Origin of the sequence: Paraburkholderia sp. J8-2, assembly GCF_905220195.1 — a bacterium.
GTDB lineage: Bacteria > Pseudomonadota > Gammaproteobacteria > Burkholderiales > Burkholderiaceae > Paraburkholderia.
The window spans coordinates 32,070-51,416 of the sequence record NZ_CAJMZA010000029.1 but is presented as its reverse complement, the minus strand read 5'-3'; the positions used below and the strand labels follow the sequence as shown (position 1 = coordinate 51,416).

Annotated in this window: 16 protein-coding genes; 5 read left to right on the top strand and 11 right to left on the bottom strand. The window is 65.9% G+C overall.

Features of this window, described 5'->3' with window-relative positions:
* Positions 1 to 9: 9 nt before the first annotated feature.
* Positions 10 to 267 (bottom strand): hypothetical protein, encoded by a 258-nt coding sequence (locus tag U5A52_RS35100; protein WP_321938578.1) that lies wholly within the window; start codon positions 265 to 267, stop codon positions 10 to 12.
* On the opposite strand from U5A52_RS35100, the gene U5A52_RS35095 reads away from it, so the two are divergent.
* Complete coding sequence (locus U5A52_RS35095; protein WP_321938574.1) at positions 266 to 1,978, top strand: glycoside hydrolase family 44 protein; 1,713 nt, start codon at positions 266 to 268, stop codon at positions 1,976 to 1,978. The two genes, U5A52_RS35100 and U5A52_RS35095, sit on opposite strands and share 2 nt — an antisense overlap.
* A 101-nt stretch (positions 1,979 to 2,079) precedes the next feature.
* Positions 2,080 to 3,867: an FAD-binding oxidoreductase gene (locus U5A52_RS35090; protein ID WP_321938573.1), complete on the top strand. Its 1,788-nt coding sequence runs from the start codon at positions 2,080 to 2,082 to the stop codon at positions 3,865 to 3,867.
* A 23-nt stretch (positions 3,868 to 3,890) separates the two neighbouring features.
* Here U5A52_RS35090 and U5A52_RS35085 read toward each other — a convergent pair whose 3' ends face one another.
* The 3 genes from U5A52_RS35085 to U5A52_RS35075 form a co-directional block, all read right to left on the bottom strand.
* Positions 3,891 to 4,145, bottom strand: coding sequence for a hypothetical protein (locus tag U5A52_RS35085; RefSeq protein ID WP_321915132.1), 255 nt, complete (start codon positions 4,143 to 4,145; stop codon positions 3,891 to 3,893).
* Positions 4,146 to 4,205: 60 nt separating this feature from the next.
* Entirely contained in the window at positions 4,206 to 4,538 is a 333-nt protein-coding gene (locus U5A52_RS35080) for a PilZ domain-containing protein (protein WP_321938571.1), read from the bottom strand.
* Between the two features lie 208 nt (positions 4,539 to 4,746).
* Positions 4,747 to 5,097, bottom strand: a complete 351-nt coding sequence (locus U5A52_RS35075) for a DUF4148 domain-containing protein (RefSeq protein WP_321938569.1) — start codon at positions 5,095 to 5,097, stop codon at positions 4,747 to 4,749.
* A 284-nt stretch (positions 5,098 to 5,381) separates the two neighbouring features.
* Here U5A52_RS35075 and U5A52_RS35070 point away from each other — a divergent pair, with 284 nt between their 5' ends.
* Genes U5A52_RS35070 through U5A52_RS35060 form a run of 3 tightly spaced genes read left to right on the top strand, consistent with a single transcriptional unit; the run spans position 5,382 to position 11,322 of the window.
* Complete coding sequence (locus U5A52_RS35070) at positions 5,382 to 8,591, top strand: efflux RND transporter permease subunit (RefSeq protein ID WP_321938567.1); 3,210 nt, start codon at positions 5,382 to 5,384, stop codon at positions 8,589 to 8,591.
* Between the two features lie 10 nt (positions 8,592 to 8,601).
* On the top strand, positions 8,602 to 9,825 hold the full coding sequence (locus U5A52_RS35065) for an efflux RND transporter periplasmic adaptor subunit (RefSeq protein WP_321938565.1): 1,224 nt from the start codon (positions 8,602 to 8,604) through the stop codon (positions 9,823 to 9,825).
* Positions 9,826 to 9,837: 12 nt separating this feature from the next.
* Positions 9,838 to 11,322, top strand: a complete 1,485-nt coding sequence (locus U5A52_RS35060; protein ID WP_321938564.1) for an efflux transporter outer membrane subunit — start codon at positions 9,838 to 9,840, stop codon at positions 11,320 to 11,322.
* On the opposite strand, the gene U5A52_RS35055 is transcribed toward U5A52_RS35060, so the two are convergent.
* The 7 genes from U5A52_RS35055 to U5A52_RS35025 all read right to left on the bottom strand — a co-directional run bounded on the left by U5A52_RS35055 (position 11,297) and on the right by U5A52_RS35025 (position 19,295).
* A complete protein-coding gene (locus tag U5A52_RS35055; protein ID WP_321938612.1) occupies positions 11,297 to 12,712 on the bottom strand; it encodes a heavy metal sensor histidine kinase in 1,416 nt (471 codons plus the stop codon). The two genes, U5A52_RS35060 and U5A52_RS35055, sit on opposite strands and share 26 nt — an antisense overlap.
* A gap of 8 nt (positions 12,713 to 12,720) precedes the next feature.
* The gene (locus tag U5A52_RS35050; protein ID WP_321915139.1) at positions 12,721 to 13,398 is read right to left on the bottom strand and encodes a heavy metal response regulator transcription factor; all 678 of its coding nucleotides are present in this window, start codon (positions 13,396 to 13,398) and stop codon (positions 12,721 to 12,723) included.
* A gap of 166 nt (positions 13,399 to 13,564) precedes the next feature.
* Entirely contained in the window at positions 13,565 to 14,728 is a 1,164-nt protein-coding gene (locus tag U5A52_RS35045; protein ID WP_321938562.1) for a porin, read from the bottom strand.
* An 84-nt stretch (positions 14,729 to 14,812) separates the two neighbouring features.
* Positions 14,813 to 16,039 carry an MFS transporter gene (locus U5A52_RS35040; RefSeq protein WP_321938560.1) on the bottom strand — a complete coding sequence of 409 codons (1,227 nt, stop codon included), beginning with the start codon at positions 16,037 to 16,039 and terminating at the stop codon, positions 14,813 to 14,815.
* Between the two features lie 89 nt (positions 16,040 to 16,128).
* Positions 16,129 to 16,947 (bottom strand): amidohydrolase family protein, encoded by an 819-nt coding sequence (locus U5A52_RS35035; protein WP_321915142.1) that lies wholly within the window; start codon positions 16,945 to 16,947, stop codon positions 16,129 to 16,131.
* A gap of 60 nt (positions 16,948 to 17,007) precedes the next feature.
* A complete protein-coding gene (locus U5A52_RS35030) occupies positions 17,008 to 17,724 on the bottom strand; it encodes a hypothetical protein (protein ID WP_321938558.1) in 717 nt (238 codons plus the stop codon).
* A gap of 122 nt (positions 17,725 to 17,846) precedes the next feature.
* Positions 17,847 to 19,295, bottom strand: a complete 1,449-nt coding sequence (locus tag U5A52_RS35025; RefSeq protein ID WP_321938557.1) for an MFS transporter — start codon at positions 19,293 to 19,295, stop codon at positions 17,847 to 17,849.
* Positions 19,296 to 19,347 lie beyond the last annotated feature (52 nt).

Genomic DNA, 19,347 nt, shown 5'->3' with positions numbered 1-19,347 from the left:
ACGGCTTGTTCATATCACTACCATACAGAAACGGTTGCGGGCCAGCATCGAAGATTCGACGACGCATATAATGCGTACGAAAACATCCCCGAGTTCGAGTACGGCCTGATCGGCGCACTGTTCGACTAGCTCGTCTACCTCCTGCTCATTTCGTTCGTCTCTCCACCTACGCTCACGCCGGGCAAAACCACAGCGGTTCGCGCGATCTTCGCGTAGATCCGGCGCGCGGGCGAGTTGCACAGCGAACACGACGATCTTGCCGACCATGCCGATTTGCCGGTTCACCACGTCTCGCCCCAAGCTCGCTGAGCGCACTGAGCGCACCAGGCGCCCTCGCCTGCACACGCTGCTGGCCGGCGTGCTCATGTCGGGCGCTGCGGTCTGCACCGGCGCGACCTCCGGCACGCCCTTGCCGGTGGCCATCTCGGTCGATGCCGCGGCGGGCCGGCACCCCATCAGCCCGCTGATTTACGGTATCAACTTCGGCACGACCGCCGTGTTGCAAGACCTGCGCGCGCCGCTCAACCGCTCGGGCGGCAACAGCGCCTCGGCCTATAACTGGCGCATCGACGCGCGCAATGCGGGCAAGGACTGGTATTTCGAAAGCGTTGCGGCCAATCCCGCCGCGATCGACGAGCAGTTCGGCGAGCGCTTCGTCGCGTTCACCCAGGCGGCGGGCGCCACGCCCATCGTGACCATTCCGATGCTCGGCCGTGTGGCGAAACTCGGGCCGGCGCGCGAGACCCTCGCGAGCTTCTCGATCGCCAAATACGGCCCGCAGCCAAACCGCGATGTGAACGGCCACGCCGATGCCGGCAATGGCGTCACGGCAGGCGGCAAGCCGATCGACGGCAATGACGCGAACGATGCCTCGACACCGGACGACCCGCAAAATGAGCAGGCGCGCGTGGCGGATCTCGTCAAACGGTTCGGCGGCGCGAACGGAGGCGGCGTGCGCTACTTCGCGCTCGACAACGAGCCGAGCCTTTGGCAGATCAACCACCGCGACGTGCACCCCACGGGCGCGCATGCGAGCGAGATCGCCAACAAGGTGATCGCCTATTCGCGCGCCGTGAAGTCGGCGGACCCGCACGCGCAGATCTTCGCGCCGGAAGAATGGGGCTGGCCCGGCTATTTCTACAGCGGCTTCGACCAGCAATACGCAGCGGACCACGGCTTCGACCGCACGCCCGACCGCGCAGGCGAAACTCAGGGCATGCCCTACGTGCCCTGGTTGCTCACGCAATGGAAAGCGGCGGGCCATCCGGTGGACGTGTTCAGCCTCCACTTCTATCCGCAAGGCGGCGAATTTGCCGAAACGGGCGTGGCGAACGCGCAGGCTATGGCGCTCTTGCGCAACCGCTCCACGCGCGACCTGTGGGACCCGAACTACAAAGACCCCACGTGGATCAACAGCGTCGTGGCGCTGATCCCGCTGATGCGTCATTGGGCCGACACGTACTACTACCCAGGCACACCCATCGCCATCACGGAATACAGCTGGGGCGGCGACACGCTGATGAACGGCGCGACGGCCCAGGCCGACGTGCTCGGCATTTTCGGCCGCGAAGGGCTGGATATCGCCACGCGCTGGGGCAAGCTCGATCCATCGATGCCGGTGTACAAGGCGTTCAAGCTCTACCGCAACTACGACGGCAACGGCTCGGCGTTCGGCGCGACCAGCATCGCCGCGAGCGCGAGCGACCCGGACACGGTATCCGCGTTCGCCGCCTTGCGCGAGCGCGACCACGCGCTCACGCTCGTGGTCATCAACAAGCAGTTGGACCGGTCCGCCGACACCGCCGTCGCGTTCGACCATTTCGCCGCGAGCGGCGTGGCCCAAACCTGGCGGCTCGCGAACAACCAGCTTGCGCGCCTGCCCGACGCGCGCTACCAGGACGGCACGCTGCGCGCGAGCCTGCCCGCGCAGAGCGTGACGCTGTTCGTGCTGCGCGGGGCGGAGACGCGGCACGAGTGACGCTTGCGCTCAGCGTGCCCCGTCGAGCAGCACGCGCTGGCAGCACTGCATCATCATTTGGAAAGCTAAGCGTTTCACCCATCGTGAGGAGAAACGTCGTCATGAAGCGACGAAGCCTGCTAAAGGGGGTTATGGCGCTGCCGTGCTTCGCCACCGCCTCGACCTTCGCCGACGCGCTGCCCGCCTCGGCGCGCGCGGGGCGTGTGCGGCCAGGCGACCCTGGCTGGCCGAATGCACAGCAATGGGACGCATTGCGCCAGGCAGTCGGCGCAAACTTGCTGCAACCCACCACGATCTGGCAGACCTGCGCACAAGCGCCACACGAGCAAGCGTGCCTCGCGAGAGTCAAGGAAGCGCGCAACCCGTTCGCGCTCGGCGACGACGCCGGCGGCACCCAGATCTCCGGCTGGCTCGATGCCTGGACGGCGAAGGCAAGCGCCTACGCAGTGGCCGCGCGTTCCACCGCAGACGTCGTTGCGGGCGTCAATTTCGCGCGCCGGCACAATTTACGCCTGGTGGTGAAAGGCGGAGGCCACAGCTACCTGGGCGGCTCGAACGCGCCCGATTCTCTTCTGATCTGGACGCGCGGCATGAAGCGTATCGAACTCCACGACGCGTTCGTTCCAGCCGGTTGCTCGACGACACCGAAGCCCGCTGTGACGGTCGAGGCAGGCTGCATGTGGATCGACGTCTACACCGCCGTCACGACTCAGGCGGGGCGCTACGTCCAGGGCGGTGGATGCACGACGGTGGGCGTGGCCGGCCTCGTTCTGGGCGGCGGTTTCGGGTCCTGGTCCAAGCGGTATGGCCTCGCGGCCGCGAGCCTGCTGCAGGCCGAGATCGTCACCGCCGACGGCGTTGTCCGCACGGTGAACGCATGCCAGGAGCCCGATCTTTTCTGGGCGCTCAAGGGCGGCGGTGGCGGCAGTTTCGGCGTGGTGACCCGCATCACGCTACAGACCCACGACCTGCCCGAACACTTCGGCTGGGCCAGGTTCAAGGTCAAGGCTTCGTCGCGTGAGGCTTACCGGCGGCTGGCTGCGCGGCTCGTCGATCACTATGCAGACAAGCTGTTCAACCCTGCATGGGGCGAGCGATTCGTCTTTCACAGCGATGAGATCGAGGTGGCGATGGTATGCCAGGGCCTCGACGACCACGAGGCGAAGTCGGTCTGGGCACCGATCATCGATTGGGTCCGCGCTTCGCCGCCCGACTTCACCTTGAACGAAGGACCTCGCGTCGGCGCTGGCCCGTCGCGCCGCTGGTGGGACGTCGATGCCAACCCGGGACTCGTGGCGGACCCCCGCGCCGAAGCCGCACACAACCACGGCTGGTGGCAAGGCGATGGCGAGCAGGCCTCCGTATTCCTGCACGCCTACGAGTCGCAATGGCTGCCCGCCGCCCTGCTCGAACCGGCGCAACGCGGCCGCCTTGTCGATGCCTTCGTCGCGGCCGCCCAGTATCAAGCCGTGGAGTTGCATTTCAACAAAGGACTCGCCGGTGCACCGCCGGAGGTGAACGAAGCGGCGCGTCAGTGCGCCACGAATCCGAACGTGGCCGACGCCTTCGGCCTCGCGATCGTCGCCACCGGCGGCCCACCGCCATTTCCGGGCCTCCCCATCGCCCCGCCCGACATGTCGCAGGCGCATCGCAACGCTGCGAATGTGGCCAAGGCTGCGGCCATACTCAAGGCGCTATCGCCGCAAGGCGGCTCCTATGTTTCGGAGACCGATTTTTTTCGCGACGATTGGCGCGAGGCGTTTTGGGGCGTCAACTACGCGCGGCTCAAGGCGATCAAGGATCGCTACGATCCGCAAGGGTTCTTTTTCGTGCATCACGGCGTGGGCAGCGAGGACTGGAGCCCTGATGGCTTTACGCCCTTGGGTTGAACTTTACCTCGATGCGTCTTCACCTACCCGGTGGAACCCGCTCCGTTCACATCGCTGTCATCTTCCTTTTCGCGCTCGAGCATATCGAGCGCAAGCACACGCCCGACATCGCGCACGAATGCTTCCATGATCGCGAGGCATTCCGGGCTGCCCGGCGCACAGTCTTCGGGGTTCAACTTTCCCTGTGCATGCCTGATCGCGCGGATGCTGGCCTCCAGCGCCCGTGCTTCTGCCCAGATCGGATCGTTTGGAGGAGGTTTGGGTTGTTCGTGCGCCATGCATGGATTTTCGGCGGGCGGCTTACAAACTTTAGCGGCCACGCATGAAATGTCGAACGGCTAGGGCGCGGCCTTCGCAATCAGGTCCTGCAAACGGGCCATCGAGCGCCGATCCAGCGGGTGCATCTCGCAACCCACACGGCTCCATCCTCTTTCCTGATCCTCGGTGATCCAGCGCACATCGAGCGCGACGGCGAGGACGATCTCGTCTTCGTCGTCGATCGGCGCCGATTGCAGCCAGCCCGAGACTGTCTCTCCGCGGAAGAGCAGACCGTTGCGCGCGTGCAGGAGCGCCCCGCGCGAGCTGAGGTCAGCGACCTGCGCGAGGGCCCTGCCGTCCTTGTTCAGAAGCAGCGGGGCAAACAACAGCGGCGTTCGGACCTCCCGACGCATATCCAGTCCACTTCGCATACGCATGGCACCCGTTTGAACGTTCTTTTTTATTGAGGGTCGGGATTCTAACGTGACTGCGCCAGCAAGACGGGGATGGTGTGCGAATGACGTCCGCGCAAACGTTTGATTCAATCAATCGGAATACGCGGCGGCGCCCGGCTCTATCGCCGGGGGCTGCCGCGCCGCGTTCAAGCGCTCAGTGGTCAACTCAGTGGCCCGCATAAATCGACCGTCCGCCGGCAACGCTGGCCACGATCGGCGCGCCCGAGTCCGAGCTGCCCGTCATCGCCACGCCGCCAACCGCCGTGTTGCCCGGCGCGGCTTGCTGTGCCGTTTGCGCCTGCTCCTGAGCCACGATCGCTTCCGCGTGCTGAATGTCATCCGGATAGTTGAGATCGTTGGCCGTCGGACGGTACCCCGTCTGCTCCAGCCGCACGAGATCGGCAACGACCTGTGCACGCGTGACCGGCGTGTTGGCCGGGGTGGCGGTCTGTGCGAAAGCGGCAGCCGGAGCGGCCAGAGCGCAGGCAACGAGCAATGTGGAAACGAGTGCTTTCATGATGTTCACCTCTCAATGAATGGCCGCTGCATCGGGAAGCGATGCCGCCTCGGCCGCCCTCGGCAATGTCGCGAAGGTTGACTGCATTCTGGCCGCGCGGCGCTGACCCAATGCTGACCCGCCGATTACGAGTTCGTTATCTGGGCGCGACGCGCCTCGCGCGGCCGATGCGCGGCCAACACCCCTTCACGTCAAACATGACAAATCCGTAATGTCGAGGTCAGCGCCGGGTAAGCGCGCCCTCCCGATACTTGCGCCAATCCTGCCCCAACCCGGACACCGTCATGTGGATCGTCAAACTGGCTCTCAGGCGGCCTTACACGTTCATCGTGCTGGCCGTACTGCTTTTCATCCTCGGGCCGCTTGCCATCATGCGCACGCCCACGGACATTTTTCCGAACATCAATATCCCCGTGGTCAGCATTGTCTGGACCTACAACGGCTTCTCCGCCGAGGACATGGCGCACCGCATCACCTCGAACTACGAGCGCGCCCTCACCTCCGACGTGGACGACATCGAGCACATCGAATCGCAGTCGCTCAACGGCGTCTCGGTCGTGAAGGTGTTCTTCCATCCGGGCGCGGACATCAACCGCGCGATTGCCGAAGCCGCGTCGAACTCCGCTTCGATCCTGCGCATACTGCCGCCGGGCACGTTGCCGCCGAACATCATCACGTACAACGCCTCCACGGTGCCGGTGCTGCAACTGGGACTCTCCAGCGCGACGCTGCCCGAGCAGTCGCTCTACGACCTCGGCAACAGCTTCATCCGCACGCAGCTCGCCACCGTCCAGGGCGCGGCCGTGCCGCTGCCCTATGGCGGCAAGATCCGCCAGATCATGGTGCAGCTCGATCCGAAAGCGATGCAGGCAAAAGGACTCGCCCCCGCCGACGTCGCGAACGCCGTGAACGCGCAGAACCTCATCCTGCCCGGCGGCACGGCCAAGATTGGTTCGCGCGAATACAACGTGGAGATGAACGGCAGCACGCAAACGGTTGCCGCACTCAACGACCTGCCGATCAAGACCGTGAACGGCAGCGTGGTGTATGTGCGCGACGTGGCGCACGTGATCGACGGCTACGCGCCGCAAACGAATATCGTGCGCGCGGACGGCAAACGCGCGGCGCTCCTCACCGTCGAAAAAACCGGCAGCGCCTCGACGCTTACGATCATCCAGCAAGTGAAGGCGATGCTGCCGAAGATCGCAGCAGGCCTGCCGAAAGCGCTCAAGATCACGCCGCTCTCCGATCAGTCCGTGTTCGTGAAGTCAGCGATCTCGGGCGTGGTGCGCGAAGCGCTCATTGCGGCCTGCCTCACTGCCGCAATGATCCTGCTCTTTCTCGGCAGCTGGCGCGCCACGCTCATCATTGCCGTGACGATTCCGCTTGCCGTGCTCACGTCGCTCATCGCGCTCGCGGCGCTCGGTGAAACCATCAACATCATGACGCTCGGCGGCCTGGCGCTCGCTGTCGGCATACTCGTTGATGACGCAACCGTCGCTATCGAAAACATCACGCACCACCTGGAGCGCGGTGCGCCGCTGCACGACGCCATACTCAACGGCTCCGGCGAAATTGCCGTGCCGACCTTCGTTTCGACGCTCTCCATCTGTATCGTGTTCGTGCCGATGTTCCTGCTTTCGGGCGTCGCGCGCTACCTCTTCGTGCCGCTCGCCGAGGCCGTGGTGTTCGCCATGTGCGCGTCGTACTTCTTCTCGCGCACGCTCATTCCCACGCTCGCCATGTACCTGCTGCGCGCCCGCACGCCGGGCTCCGCCCCCTCGCGCGGCATTGCCGGCGCATTGACGCGCTTCCAGGCGGGCTTCGAACACCGCTTCGAAGCGGTGCGCAACCGCTATCGCGCCTGGCTTCAAGCCGCCATTGCGCAGCGCCGCCGTTTCGTCGTGCTGTGGGTCGCGCTCTGCCTCGGCTCGCTCGTGCTCGTGCCGTTCACGGGCCGCGACTTCTTTCCTGCCGTCGATACCGGCGAGATCCGCCTGCATCTGCGCGCGCCCACCGGCACGCGCATCGAAGAAACGGCGCGCATTACCGACGAAGTCGAAGCGAAGATCCGCAGCGTGATTCCGCCCGCCGAACAGGCCGCGGTGCTCGACAACATCGGCGTGCCGGTGAGCGGCATCAACCTCACGTACGACTCGTCGGACCCCATTGGCCCCGAAGACGCCGACATCCTCATCACGCTCGCGCCGAAGCACCAGCCCACCCCGCAATATGTCGCGAAGCTGCGCAACGTGCTCAACACCGCCTTTCCGGGCGTGACCTTCGCGTTTCTGCCCGCCGACATCGTGAGCCAGATCCTGAACTTCGGCCTGCCTGCGCCCATCGACGTGCAGATCGTCGGCAACAAGCTCGCGCAGAACCGCGTCGTCGCGAACCACCTGCTCGACGAAATGCGCGGCGTGCGCGGCCTCGTCGATGCGCGCATCCAGCAGCCCGGCGACGAACCCACCATCAACGTGAACGTGGACCGCACGAAGGCACTGCAAGCGGGCCTCACACAGCACGACGTCGCGCAGAATCTGCTCATTGCGCTCTCGGGCAGCTCACAAACCACGCCTAACTTCTGGCTCGATCCGAAGAACGGCGTGAGCTATCCGCTCGTGACCGAAGTGCCGCAATACGACATTCATTCGCTGCAAACGCTCGCCAATATTCCAGTGACGACGTCGCAATCCGTCACGTTCACGCCGCAGAACCAGCTTGGCACGCTCGGCACTGTCTCGCGCAGCGAGCAGGAGGCCGTGGTCTCGCACTACAACGTGCAGCCCGTTCTCGATATCTTCGCCTCCACGCAGGGGCGCGACCTGGGCGGCGTCGCCTCCGACGTGAACCGCCTCGTCAACGCGGCGCGCGCGCAATTGCCGCCCGGTTCGTCGATCGTGATGCGCGGCCAGGTGCAGTCGATGAACGCCTCGTTCAGCGGCCTCGCAGCCGGGCTCGTGTTCGCCATCGCGCTCGTCTATCTGCTGATGGTCGTGAACTTCCAGTCGTGGCTCGACCCGCTCATCATCGTGAGCGGCCTGCCGGCCTCGCTCGCCGGCATCGCGTGGATGCTGTTCGTCACGCAAACCACGCTCAGCGTGCCGGCCCTCACGGGCACGATTCTCTGTATGGGCATTGCCACGGCGAACAGCATTCTCGTCATCAACACGGCGCGCGAGTCGCTCGCAGCGGGCATGGAGCCGCTCGCCGCCGCGCTCGACGCAGGCTTCAACCGCTTTCGCCCGGTGCTCATGACCGCGCTCGCCATGCTGATCGGCATGCTGCCGATGGCGCTCGGTCTCGGCGACGGCGGCGAGCAGAACGCGCCGCTCGGACGCGCCGTGATCGGCGGCCTCGCCATCGGCACGCTTTCCACGCTCGTATTCGTGCCGGTCGTGTTCGGCATGGTGCACGGCTGGCTCGCGAAACGCCGCGCCGCCCGCGATGCCAGCAACGATGCGCAAGCCAGTGCAACCACTCACGTTGAATAAGGATTCCAAAATGAACCCGCTCACTCCGCACGAGCATCGTGACAGCCCGGCACTACCGGCCGCAACTGAAGCGACTGCACGCAAGCGCACGGCTGTCATCATCGGCCTTACGTGCCTCGCCATCGCTGCAACGCTGCTCACCGCGGGCATCGTGCCGCGCCTCGAGGCGCACACGGCACAGGCAGAACAGGTCGCGGCGCAGCGCGAGCTGGTCGTCTCCACCCTCACGCCCACGCGCGCGCCCGCCACGCAGGACCTGCTGCTGCCCGGCTCGATCATGTCGTGGGCCGACGCTTCGATCTATGCGCGCACGAGTGGCTACGTGCAGCACTGGTCCACGGATATCGGCGCGCACGTCAAGGCCGGCCAGACGCTCGCGCAGATCGACACACCCGAACTCGACGCGCAACTCCAGCAGGCACGCGCCGACGAAGCCACGGCGCAGGCCAACTATCGCTTTGCGAACAGCACCGCGCAGCGCTGGCAAACAATGTTGCAGACGCAATCGGTTTCCGAGCAGGACGCGCAGTCGAAGACGAGCGACGCCGCCGCGAAACTCGCCACGCTCCAGGCCGCGCAGGCGAACGTGGCGCGGCTCCAGGAACTGGTTTCGTACCAGAACGTGACGGCGCCCTTCGACGGCGTGATCACCGCGCGCAACGTGCAGGTGGGCGCGCTCGTTACGGCGGGCGGCACGCCTGGCCTCGCGACCATGCCCGGCGAACTGTTCCACATCGCACAGACCGACCGGCTGCGCGTGTACGTAGACGTGCCGCAAGACGACGCGAGCCTCGTCACGCCCGGCACGACCGTCTGGTTGACGACGCAACAATATCCGGGCCGCCGTTTCGACGCGAGTGTCGCGCGCAGTTCGAACGTGATCGACCCCGTGAGCCGCACATTGCGCGTGGAAGTCGATGTGGACAACCACGATGGCGCGCTGATGCCCGGCGCCTACGCACAGGTTCATCTTGCGCTCACGGCTGCCGCGCCCGCTCTCGAACTGCCCGTGAGCGCGCTGCTGTTCCGCCCGGACGGCGTGACAGTCGCGGTGGTCGATGCCAAAAACACCGTGCAATTGCGCAAGGTGACCATAGGCCGCGATTTCGGCACGTATGTGGAAATTGCGACGGGCCTCGCGCCCACCGAGCGCGTCATCAACAACCCCGGCGACGCCATTGCCAGCGGCCAGAGCGTGCGCGTGGCGGCGGCCTCGACGGCCGCGAAAGCGTAAGCGAGGCTCATCATGTTCGAACGCCCTCTGCCCGCGTTGCGCCGGATCGCCGTGGCCTGCACGGCAGCCTCACTCGCAGCGTGCACCACGTTGCCGCATTACAGCGTGCCCTCGGCCGATGTCCCCGCGCACTACGCCACACCCACCACACCACCCGCAGCGGCACCCGGCTGGAGCGTCGCTGCACCCGGCGACGCCAAACCGCGCGGCCCGTGGTGGACCCTCTTCGGCGACAACGACCTCGACCAGCTCGAAGCCCGCGTGGATGTGTCGAACCAGACCGTGCGCCAGGCCGTTGCCAATCTCGAAGCCGCGCGCGCGATGATCGATTATCAACGCGCCGGTTATGCGCCTGTCGTCACGGCGGGCGTGGCCGCGCAGCGCTACCGGACCTCGCAAAATCTCGTGGACCGTTCGCTTGCGGGCAAGACGATTCCCGACTATTCGACGGGGCTCACGGCAAGCTGGGAACCCGACCTGTTCGGGCGCGTAAAGGACGCGACCACCGAGGCGCATGCCAACGCGCAGGCCACGCAAGCCGACCTCGAATCGGTCCGTCTTTCGATGACGAGCCAGCTTGCTACGGACTACTTCGATTTGCGCTCGCTCGATCGCCAGAAGAAGCTGCTCGACGACACCGTGACCGCCTACACGGCCGCGCTGCGCATCGTGCAGCAGCAGCTCGCCGATGGCGCGATCGACGCCTCCGCCGTCGCCCAGGCGCAAACGCAGCTCGAAAGCGCGCGCACGGCCGACAGCGATATCGACGTGCAGCGCGCGCAACGCGAGCACGCCATTGCCACGTTGATCGGCGTACCCGCCTCGACGTTCAGCCTGCCGCCGCGCGTCGATCCTGTTATCGTGCCGTCGATTCCCGCAGGCGTGCCCTCGGCGCTGCTCGAACGGCGCCCGGATATTGCCGCAGCCGAACGGCGCGTGGCAGCGGCCAATGCAAGAATCGGCGAGGCGCATGCGGCCTTTTATCCCGACCTCACGCTTTCCGCCACGGCGGGCCTCGAAAGCACGTTTTTCGCGCCGTGGCTCAGCGCACCGAGCCTCTTCTGGTCGCTCGGCTCGCAGCTTGCTGGCACGCTCTTCGACGGCGGCCGGCGCGACGCCACGCTCAAAGGCGCGAACGCGCAATACGACGCGTCCGTGGCCGGCTACCGGCAAACGGTGCTTACGGCATTCCAGCAAGTCGAGGACAACCTGAGCGCGCTCGACACGCTGGCCAGTGAAGCGCAAAGCCAGCAGCGCGCGACCGCCGCCGCGCAACTCTCGCTCAAGCTGACCACCAACCGTTACCAGGCGGGCGCGGTGACCTATCTCGACGTGGTGACGGCGCAGACCATCGCGCTCTCGAACGAGCGCAACGAGGAGCAGATTGCGGGCAGAAGGCTCGATGCGAGCGTGCAACTGCTAGAGGCGCTCGGTGGCGGCTGGGACCGTGCAGCACTGAGCGACTTGAGCGCTAAGGGCGCAAAAACGTCAGGATAAACCGCGTGCTGCCCGCGTCGCTTTCGGCGCGTGCGGAACCGCCGTGCAGCGCCATGATCGTGCGCACGATCGCCAGCCCCAGCCCCGCCGATGCCCCCGCACGCGGCTCGCTATGGCGCGACGCATCGGCGCGATAGAAACGGTCGAAAATGCGCTCCAGCAGCGCGGAGTCGATGGGCGTGCCGGGATTGCCCACCGTCACTTCGACGGCCTTTGGCGTCTCTTCGACGCTCAGGGTGATTACCGCGCCGCGCGGCGTATAGCGCAGCGCATTGGCGAGCAGGTTGCCCACGGCGCGCCGGAACAATTCCTTGTCCGCACGCAGGCGGCCCGCGCCCTGCACGCAGATCTGCACGCCCGCCTCGTCGGCCAGTCCTTCGAAGTACTCGGCAATCTGGGTGAGCGCATCGTGCACGTCGAACTCCGCGAGCGTCGTCATGAATTGCGGGTGCTCCGCGCGCGCGAGAAAGATCACGCTTTCGATCATGCGCGAAAGCCGTTCGCATTCCTCCAGATTCGATTCGAGTAACGCCTCGTATTCGGCGGTGCTGCGCTCGCGCGCGAGCGCCACTTCGTTTGCGCCGCGCAGATTGCCGAGCGGCGTGCGCATGTCATGCGCGAGGTCCGCCGTGTATTGCGACATGCGCTCGAAGCCGCCGTGCAGGCGTTCGAGCATGGCGTTGAGCGACTTCGTGAGCGCTTGCAGCTCGCTCGGCGCGCCCTCGACTTCGATGGACGTATCGAGCCGGTCCACCGTGACCGTGGCCGCGCGCGCGGCCATCTCGCGCAGCGGGCGCAGCGACTCGCGCACGAGCAGCCAGCTCATGAGAAACGCGAGCAGCATGCCCGCAAGTCCGAAGCCATAGAGCCGCTCGCGATAGTGGTCGAGCAGGCGCCAGCGGTCGGTCATGTCGCGCGCGATGACGATGGTGACCGGCGTGCCGTCCGCGAGCGTAGCGTCCGTGGCGAGCCCGCGCACTGGCACGCCGCGGGCGTTGCGCCACTCCACCACGTCGCCTTCGGTAATGCGTTGCGCCGGCGGCAGGCGCCGCGCGAGCGCCGCATCGGGAAACGCGGCGTCGGCAATGCCCGCCGTGTTGTGCTCGGCCAGTTGCGCGCCGCCGGTGCCGAGAATTTCCATGGAAAGCGCGGGGTTGCCGAGCACCTGGCTCGTGAGCCGCTCCGCATGTTCACGCACGTCGTGCTCGCTGTGCAGTTCCTGCGCAAGGCGGCGCGTATGCCGCGAAATCAGCACGATATCGAGGTCGTCCTGCTGCTTTACTTCGCGGTCCAGCGTGAAATAGAGCGTGCTGCCCACGAGTGCGAATACCGCGAGCGTCGTGCCCGCGAAACTCAGCGCGAGGCCTGTCGCGAGCGAGCGCACCGCGATGCGCGGCATCAGGCGTTCCCTTTGATTTCGGCCACGTAGCCCACGCCGCGCACGGTGTGGATCAGCTTGACGTCGAAGGCGTCGTCCACCTTCGCGCGCAGGCGGCGGATGGCCACTTCCACGACGTTGGTGTCGCTGTCGAAGTTCATGTCCCACACGTAGGAAGCGATTTGCGTGCGTGTGAGCACTTCGCCCTGGCGGCGCACGAGCAGCTGCAGGAGCGAAAACTCCTTCGGCGTGAGGTCGATACGCGCGGCCCCGCGTTTCACGCGCCGGCGCGTCACGTCCACTTCGAGGTCGCCTAGCAGGAGCACGTCGCTCTCGCGCGGGGGGCCACGGCGGGCCAGCGTGCGCACGCGCGCAAGCAGTTCGACGAACGCGAACGGCTTCACGAGGTAGTCGTCCGCGCCCAGCTCGAGCCCCTTCACGCGGTCGCTGATATCGTCGCGCGCGGTGAGGAAGAGCACCGGCGTGGTGTGCGTCGTGCGCAGCGTTTTGAGCACCGTCCAGCCGTCCATGGCGGGCAGCATGACGTCGAGCACAATCACGTCGTACGCGGCCTCCTTTGCGAGGATCAGGCCTTCGGCGCCGTCCGCGGCAACGTCCACGGCATAGCCGGATTCCTCGAAGCCCTTCTTCAGATACGCGCCGGTCTTCGGCTCGTCTTCGATCACAAGAATGCGCATCGCCGTTCAACTCTGAGTGTGTCCGGCTCAATTGTATGCGCTCCCAGGCTCGCTGCGCTTATCGCTGTGCGTCCCCCATACGATATTGCTTAATGCGTGAACGGAAAGCGTATTGAAAAGTCCCGATGAAACGGGGCGCCCAAAGGCTGCCCCGCCCGGGCGCCAATCAGAACTTGTGCATGATTCCCGTCTCGACGAGCGTCTGACTCTTTCCAGACGAAGGCGAAGCCGTATAGATCTGCGCATACGTGCCCGGACCGCTTGCACGCTGGTAGATGCCGATGAGATACAGCTCGGTGCGCTTCGAGAGCAGATAATGGCCCGCGAGATCGAGCTGGTTATAGTGCGTGGAGCGCCCGATTGAATAGTTGCCGAGCGTGTAGACATACGAGAGCCCGACTTCGACGAACGGCGTGACGAACTTGTACGCCGACGCCTCGAAGTTCTGCAGGCGCAATCCCGTCGAATCGGAATAATTGAACAGCACGTTCGTGTAGTTGCCGAGCACGTGGAACGAACCGAAGTCGTAGCTGCCGCCCACGCCCATGATGCGCTGCTGATCCGTGCCCGCGCCGTTCGTGCTCGTCACGAACGGCGAACTGAAGCCCCAGCCCGTGCTGTCGACTGCGCCGGTCGTGGTGTTCGAAGGCACCGCGTTGCTGCGCCGGTTGAACTGCGTCAAAGCTGCGCCGACCTTGAGCGGCCCGCTCGTATAGGTCATCGCGCCGCTAAAGCCGTTGTTGTTCGAGAACTGGGTCGAGTTCGAGAACGCATAGCTGCCCGCGAACGAGAAACCCGAGTAAGTGGGCGAGGCATAGCGAACCGCGTTGTTGAAGCGGTTCGTGAAGAACATGTTGTCGTTGTCGCCAATGTGCGCGCCGTAGCCGGCGAACACGTTCGAGGCGGTGGCGAACCACATGGTGTTCGTCATTTCCTCGTACTGGCGGCCCATGGTGACCGTACCCGCCCGGTCGTTGCTCAAGCCCACATAGGCCTGCCGGCCGAACATGCCGCCGTTGAGCATCGCGCCGTTCGTCACGTTGAAGCCGTTTTCCAGCGTGAAGATGGCCTTGGTGCCGCCACCGAGATCTTCTACCCCGCGCAGGCCGAAGCGCGGCGGCATCATGCCTGCGTTGGAAAGCGCGAAAAGATGATTGCCCTTCGAGTTGCTCACATATTCCAGCGATTCCGAAATCACGCCGTACAACGTCACGCTGCTCTGCGCGTGCGCCACGCCCATGCCCCCCGCGCCCAGCAACAGCCCCGCAACCACGCCGGATATGAGGCTCGCTACGCAGGTGCGTTTGACTGCAAAGTCTCCTTGTTTCAATTTCGTCTCCTTAGTCATACTGATTGTTATGTAGAGTACCTGGGTCACGCTGGCCTCCCTGCGCAGGAGGCCGAATCCTTTGCGTCAGTTGCCTCCCGCCGCGGCCTGCGCCGAACCGGTCGCCTGGGCGCCGGACTCTTCGCTGCGCGATGCGCTACGTCCCCAGATCGGCAACGGTGCGAGTTGCAGCAAGGTGGCAAGCACAACGAGTCCGATGCGCACAGTCCAGCCGCTCTCGTAGAGGCTCGCAAAAATCGCGGGCGGCCCGAGCAGCACGCCGAGATAGGTTGCCTGCGCAACGAGGCCGCTCGTCGCGCCCATGGTCGCGAGGCTCGGCGCGGCGGCCGGCACCATCGTCCAGATCAGGCCGTTCAGCAGGCCAATGCCGACCGAAAACACGCACACCGCGGCCACCGCGCCGCTCAAGCCCGTCAACGGCAGATAGAGGGCCACGCCGCCAGCGAGCGCGACCACGCCGCCTGCCGACGCGATGAGGCGCGCACTCGTGCCCCCCTTGAGCAGATGCCCGACCGAAAGGCAGCCGATGCACACGAACACTTCCGCCACCGTCCCCACGCCGGCCGCCGTGCGAATCGCCACGCCGAACGTCTTCGCGAGATACACGGTAAGCGCGGCCATGATGCCGGTCTGGATGAACGCCGAAGCGCCCGAAGCCAGCGCCACGCGATATGGCCGCGGGCTCTTCACCACGGTCCAGATGTCGGCGAGCCGGCGCGCGGCCATGTGCTGCGTCTTGCCCGGCAGCAGGAAGCCTGCGAGCGCGAGGGCCGCCATCAGAATGGCATGGCCGCCGAAGGCCCAGCGCCACATTTCGCCGCGTTGCGCGAGCGGTGCGACGACGCTCAGCGTGAGCCCGATGCCGACCGCGGTATGCGAGGTCCAGAGGCCGAGCGCGATGCCGCGGCGCGCGCCGCTCGTGGTGCGCATGATGAGCGTGACGGCGCCCACCGTGAGAGAGAGATAGCCCACGCCCTCAAGGAGGCGGCTCGCGAACAGCATGTTCAGGTCGTGCGCCACCACCACGCCAAGGTTGCCCGCGAGCGCGAAGAGCGATCCGCCCACGATCACGCGCTTGTCGCCGATGCGATCGACGAGCCAGCCGCCAAACAGGGCGAGCACGGCCGTGATGAGCGAGGGAATGGAGATCACCCAGCCAGCCGCCGCGTGCGAAAGACCGAACTGGTGCGCGATGTCGCCGATCACGGGCACCGACTGTGTGACGAGCGAGGTCGCCACGGTTCCGTAAAGGTAGAGCAGGATGATGCAAGGCCAGCCGCCAGGGGTCAGCATGTTGTGTCTCCGATATCGTTATGTGTGTTCTGTGTTGCTGCTGCGCGCTTCGCGAACCGCACATTATGGGGCCGCGCCGCGCGCATCACTCATGCCCTGATTGCCTGGTTCCAGCCCAGCAACCGGCACAGGTTGCCGCCCATCACGGCCGCGCGATCGGCTGCGGAAAGCCAGGCGAGCGTTTCGCTGAAGTGCGTCACGCACTGGCGATACGGGTGGTGCAGGCGTGACAGGTCGCTGCCCCACACGACGCGCTCGGCGCCGAACGCATCGAACACTTGCCGCAACGGCGCCTCGATCGAGCGGAACGGCCAGGGATCGAGCGCATAGTCGCCCACGCCCGCGGCTTTCACATGCACGTTGGGGTGTTGCGCGAGCGCGAGCAACTCGGGCAGATGGTCGAACGCCGCCGGGCCGCTTGCGCCGCGCGGCACGCCCAGGTGATCGACGATCAGGCGCAAGCGCGGAAATCGCTGTGCAATGGCGTGGGCCTCGCCGAGCGCGCCCGGCACATGCAATGCGACCACGAGCCCGCTTTCCTGCGCCACCGGCCACACACGTTCGTAGCGGCCTTCAAGCAGCGGCGCAAGGCGCTCCGGCGTGTTGAACAGGAAGCGCACACCGAGCATGCCCGGCTCGTCGCGCCAGCGCTCGATGGCGGCGGCCGGGTCCGTCACGTCCGCACCCAGGAGCCCCATGACCGCGAAACGTTCCGGCTCCGCCTGCGCGAGCGCGAGCGAATAGGCATTACCCTCGGGGTCCCACAGCGGCGGCACGAGCAGGACGCGGTTCACGCCCGCGCGCACCATCTCGTCCACGAGCACGTCGCGCGTGATCGGCGTGCGGCGGTGATGACCCGTCGAATCTCCGTTCACCCATGCGTGCACCTGGGCATCGACAATATGCATGCTATTTCTCATTTATTTCGTAGTGGATTACCGGATTGACGACCGTTGTGCGCGCATCCATTACGCGCCGAACAGGCTGCCGGCGCCCGCAATGCGGCCTTGCCAGCCTGCAAGCCGCAACACGGCCCACAACGTCGCCTGATTGCTCGTTACGACCGGCATGCCGAGCGAGGCCTCCAACGCGTGCGCGGTCTCGAAGGCGCGCACATTGGCGCACGAGAGCAGCACCGCGCCGATGTCCGCGTCGATCTGCTCGCGCACGATCCCTGCAATGCGCTCCGGCGACATGAGCGCCGCCTCTTTCGCGTCGGTGAAGCCGAGCGATACCGTGCGCGCCACGGCATGCCCCGAGGCTTCGAGCGACTCGCGCTCGATGCGCGAGAACTCGTCGGCGAACGGGCACACGTGCAGCAGACGCTCGGCGTGCAGCGCCGTGAGCGCTTCCTTGATCGCGACCATCGTGTTCGTGGCAGGCAGGCCAAGACGCCCGGCAAGGCGCGCGGCGAGCAGCGCGTCGCCTTGCGCGCCGTTTGCGACGCTCGCGCCCGTGCAGTTGAACACCACGGCGTCGGGCGAAAGGTCCTTCAGGTATTCCGTCTCCTCGGCCGCTTCGAGCCAGGCCCGCTGCAGGCTTTCCATCGTCACGCGGCCCCCCTCCTTCCTCAGGCGGATACGATGGACGTGATACGAAACGTCCTCGGGGCAGAACAGACGAAAATCATCTTCGGCAATCGTGTTCAGTGAAGGCACCACCATGCCCACGCGCAATCTCTTCATTTCAGTCCTCTGTTGCACGGCGCCAGAAAGGCGCCGCGAGTCTGAACCAGTGTATTTTTTGCGGCTTCGCGTCACCAATCGGAAAGCGGCCGCCGCAATCGGTTTTTGCTGAACCCAGGACGTCAGGTCCCGCTGCGGTCGTTGGCCGGCGGCATGGCGTGCGCCGCTTCGCGCTGTTGAGCGAAGCCTTCGTCGAGCGATTCGAGGGTTTTGCCGCGCGCCTCGATCCCCACGAAGAGATAGGTCACGCCGCACAGCAGGAGGCACAGCGCAAGGAACTGGAACGCCGGCACGATCACGCCGAGCGTGGCCGAAGGCATCACCATGTTGTTCGACCCCGCGACCCACGCGAGTCCGACCGGGCCGATCATCTTGCCCACCGACCCCGCGAGGCCCGCGTAGCCCGAGCCACTGCCACGCAGCCGCGTGGGCCAGATTTCGGTGGAATAGACCGCGCACACGGAAAAGCTGCCGTCGGCGAACACGAATGCGAGCAGCAGCGGCAGCCAGAACCACGAAGGCGCGAGCAAGTCGCCGTGGCCCACGTAGCCCGCCAGCAGCGCGGCAATCGCGGCGGCAATGGCGAAGTACCCGCCGGTGCGCCGCCTGCCGATACGGTCGGCGAGACTCGCAGCCGCAAGACGCGAGACGATGCCGCACACGCTGAAGCCGATCATGAAGCGCGACGCACCCGCGGGCGTGACCGACTGCACCTGGGCGAGCAGCGTGGGCGCCCACAGCACGATGCCGTAGTAACCCGAAATCAGCCCGATGTTGATGAGCGTGGCCGTTACCACGCTGCGTGGGTACGAGAAGATCTCCGACCAGCGCGAGGCGGGCGGGCGGCGCACCGCACTCTCGGCATTCGCGCTGCTCTCTTCGTCGCGCCATTCGGCGGCCGTGCCGAGCGCCCACTGCACGGCGCGGCGAGCTTCTTCGCGGCGGCCCTGCAGGCTCAGCCAGCGCGGCGACTCCGGTACATAAAACGCGCCGATCAACGCCACGAGCGCGGGCGCCGCGCCGAGCGCGAACGTGAAGCGCCAGCCGATCGCCGGAATCACGAAGGCGCCGCTGAACGCGCCGAGCAACAGACCGCAAGTCGTGATGGCGGAAACGACCCCCGTGAGCGCGGCGCGCCGACGCGGCGGAATGAATTCGTTAACGAGCGCGATCTGAATGAAATAGCCGCCGGTGCAAAAGCCGATCACCGTGCGCAGCACCGCCATGTAGATCCAGCCGCCCGTGGGCGTGAATGCGAGGCCGAGGCTCATGGCCGCGAGCAGCAGCAGCGAGATGACGAACACGGGCTTGCGGCCGAAGCGGTCGGCCATCATGCCCCAGACCACGCCGCCGACGATCGCGCCCGCGCCCGAAGCGAGCAGCACCGTGCCCATCATCCCGTATGTCATGCCCCACGGCTTGACGAGAAACGCCATGATGAAACCGATCAGATAGGCGTCCCAGAATTCCAGCATGCTGCCTATACCAATCAGCGCGAGCAGCGTGCGCTGGTTTTTGCTCAGGACGCGCTGGTCCTGAAATGGGCTTTGCCCGCTCTGCATGAGTTGCATGAACCCTCCGTCTCCTTAGAGGCGCGCCGTCTTGTTCGGCGCCGATATCATT

Excerpts from the sequence above, each read along its gene's own strand:
- U5A52_RS35095 (WP_321938574.1), top strand. The coding sequence starts at position 266 with ATGCCGATTTGCCGGTTCACCACGTCTCGCCCCAAGCTCGCTGAGCGC.
- U5A52_RS35100 (WP_321938578.1), bottom strand. The coding sequence starts at position 267 with ATGGTCGGCAAGATCGTCGTGTTCGCTGTGCAACTCGCCCGCGCGCCG.
- U5A52_RS35090 (WP_321938573.1), top strand. The coding sequence starts at position 2,080 with ATGAAGCGACGAAGCCTGCTAAAGGGGGTTATGGCGCTGCCGTGCTTC.
- U5A52_RS35085 (WP_321915132.1), bottom strand. The coding sequence starts at position 4,145 with ATGGCGCACGAACAACCCAAACCTCCTCCAAACGATCCGATCTGGGCA.
- U5A52_RS35080 (WP_321938571.1), bottom strand. The coding sequence starts at position 4,538 with ATGCGTCGGGAGGTCCGAACGCCGCTGTTGTTTGCCCCGCTGCTTCTG.
- U5A52_RS35075 (WP_321938569.1), bottom strand. The coding sequence starts at position 5,097 with ATGAAAGCACTCGTTTCCACATTGCTCGTTGCCTGCGCTCTGGCCGCT.
- U5A52_RS35070 (WP_321938567.1), top strand. The coding sequence starts at position 5,382 with ATGTGGATCGTCAAACTGGCTCTCAGGCGGCCTTACACGTTCATCGTG.
- U5A52_RS35065 (WP_321938565.1), top strand. The coding sequence starts at position 8,602 with ATGAACCCGCTCACTCCGCACGAGCATCGTGACAGCCCGGCACTACCG.
- U5A52_RS35060 (WP_321938564.1), top strand. The coding sequence starts at position 9,838 with ATGTTCGAACGCCCTCTGCCCGCGTTGCGCCGGATCGCCGTGGCCTGC.
- U5A52_RS35050 (WP_321915139.1), bottom strand. The coding sequence starts at position 13,398 with ATGCGCATTCTTGTGATCGAAGACGAGCCGAAGACCGGCGCGTATCTG.
- U5A52_RS35040 (WP_321938560.1), bottom strand. The coding sequence starts at position 16,039 with ATGCTGACCCCTGGCGGCTGGCCTTGCATCATCCTGCTCTACCTTTAC.
- U5A52_RS35035 (WP_321915142.1), bottom strand. The coding sequence starts at position 16,947 with ATGCATATTGTCGATGCCCAGGTGCACGCATGGGTGAACGGAGATTCG.
- U5A52_RS35030 (WP_321938558.1), bottom strand. The coding sequence starts at position 17,724 with ATGAAGAGATTGCGCGTGGGCATGGTGGTGCCTTCACTGAACACGATT.
- U5A52_RS35025 (WP_321938557.1), bottom strand. The coding sequence starts at position 19,295 with ATGCAACTCATGCAGAGCGGGCAAAGCCCATTTCAGGACCAGCGCGTC.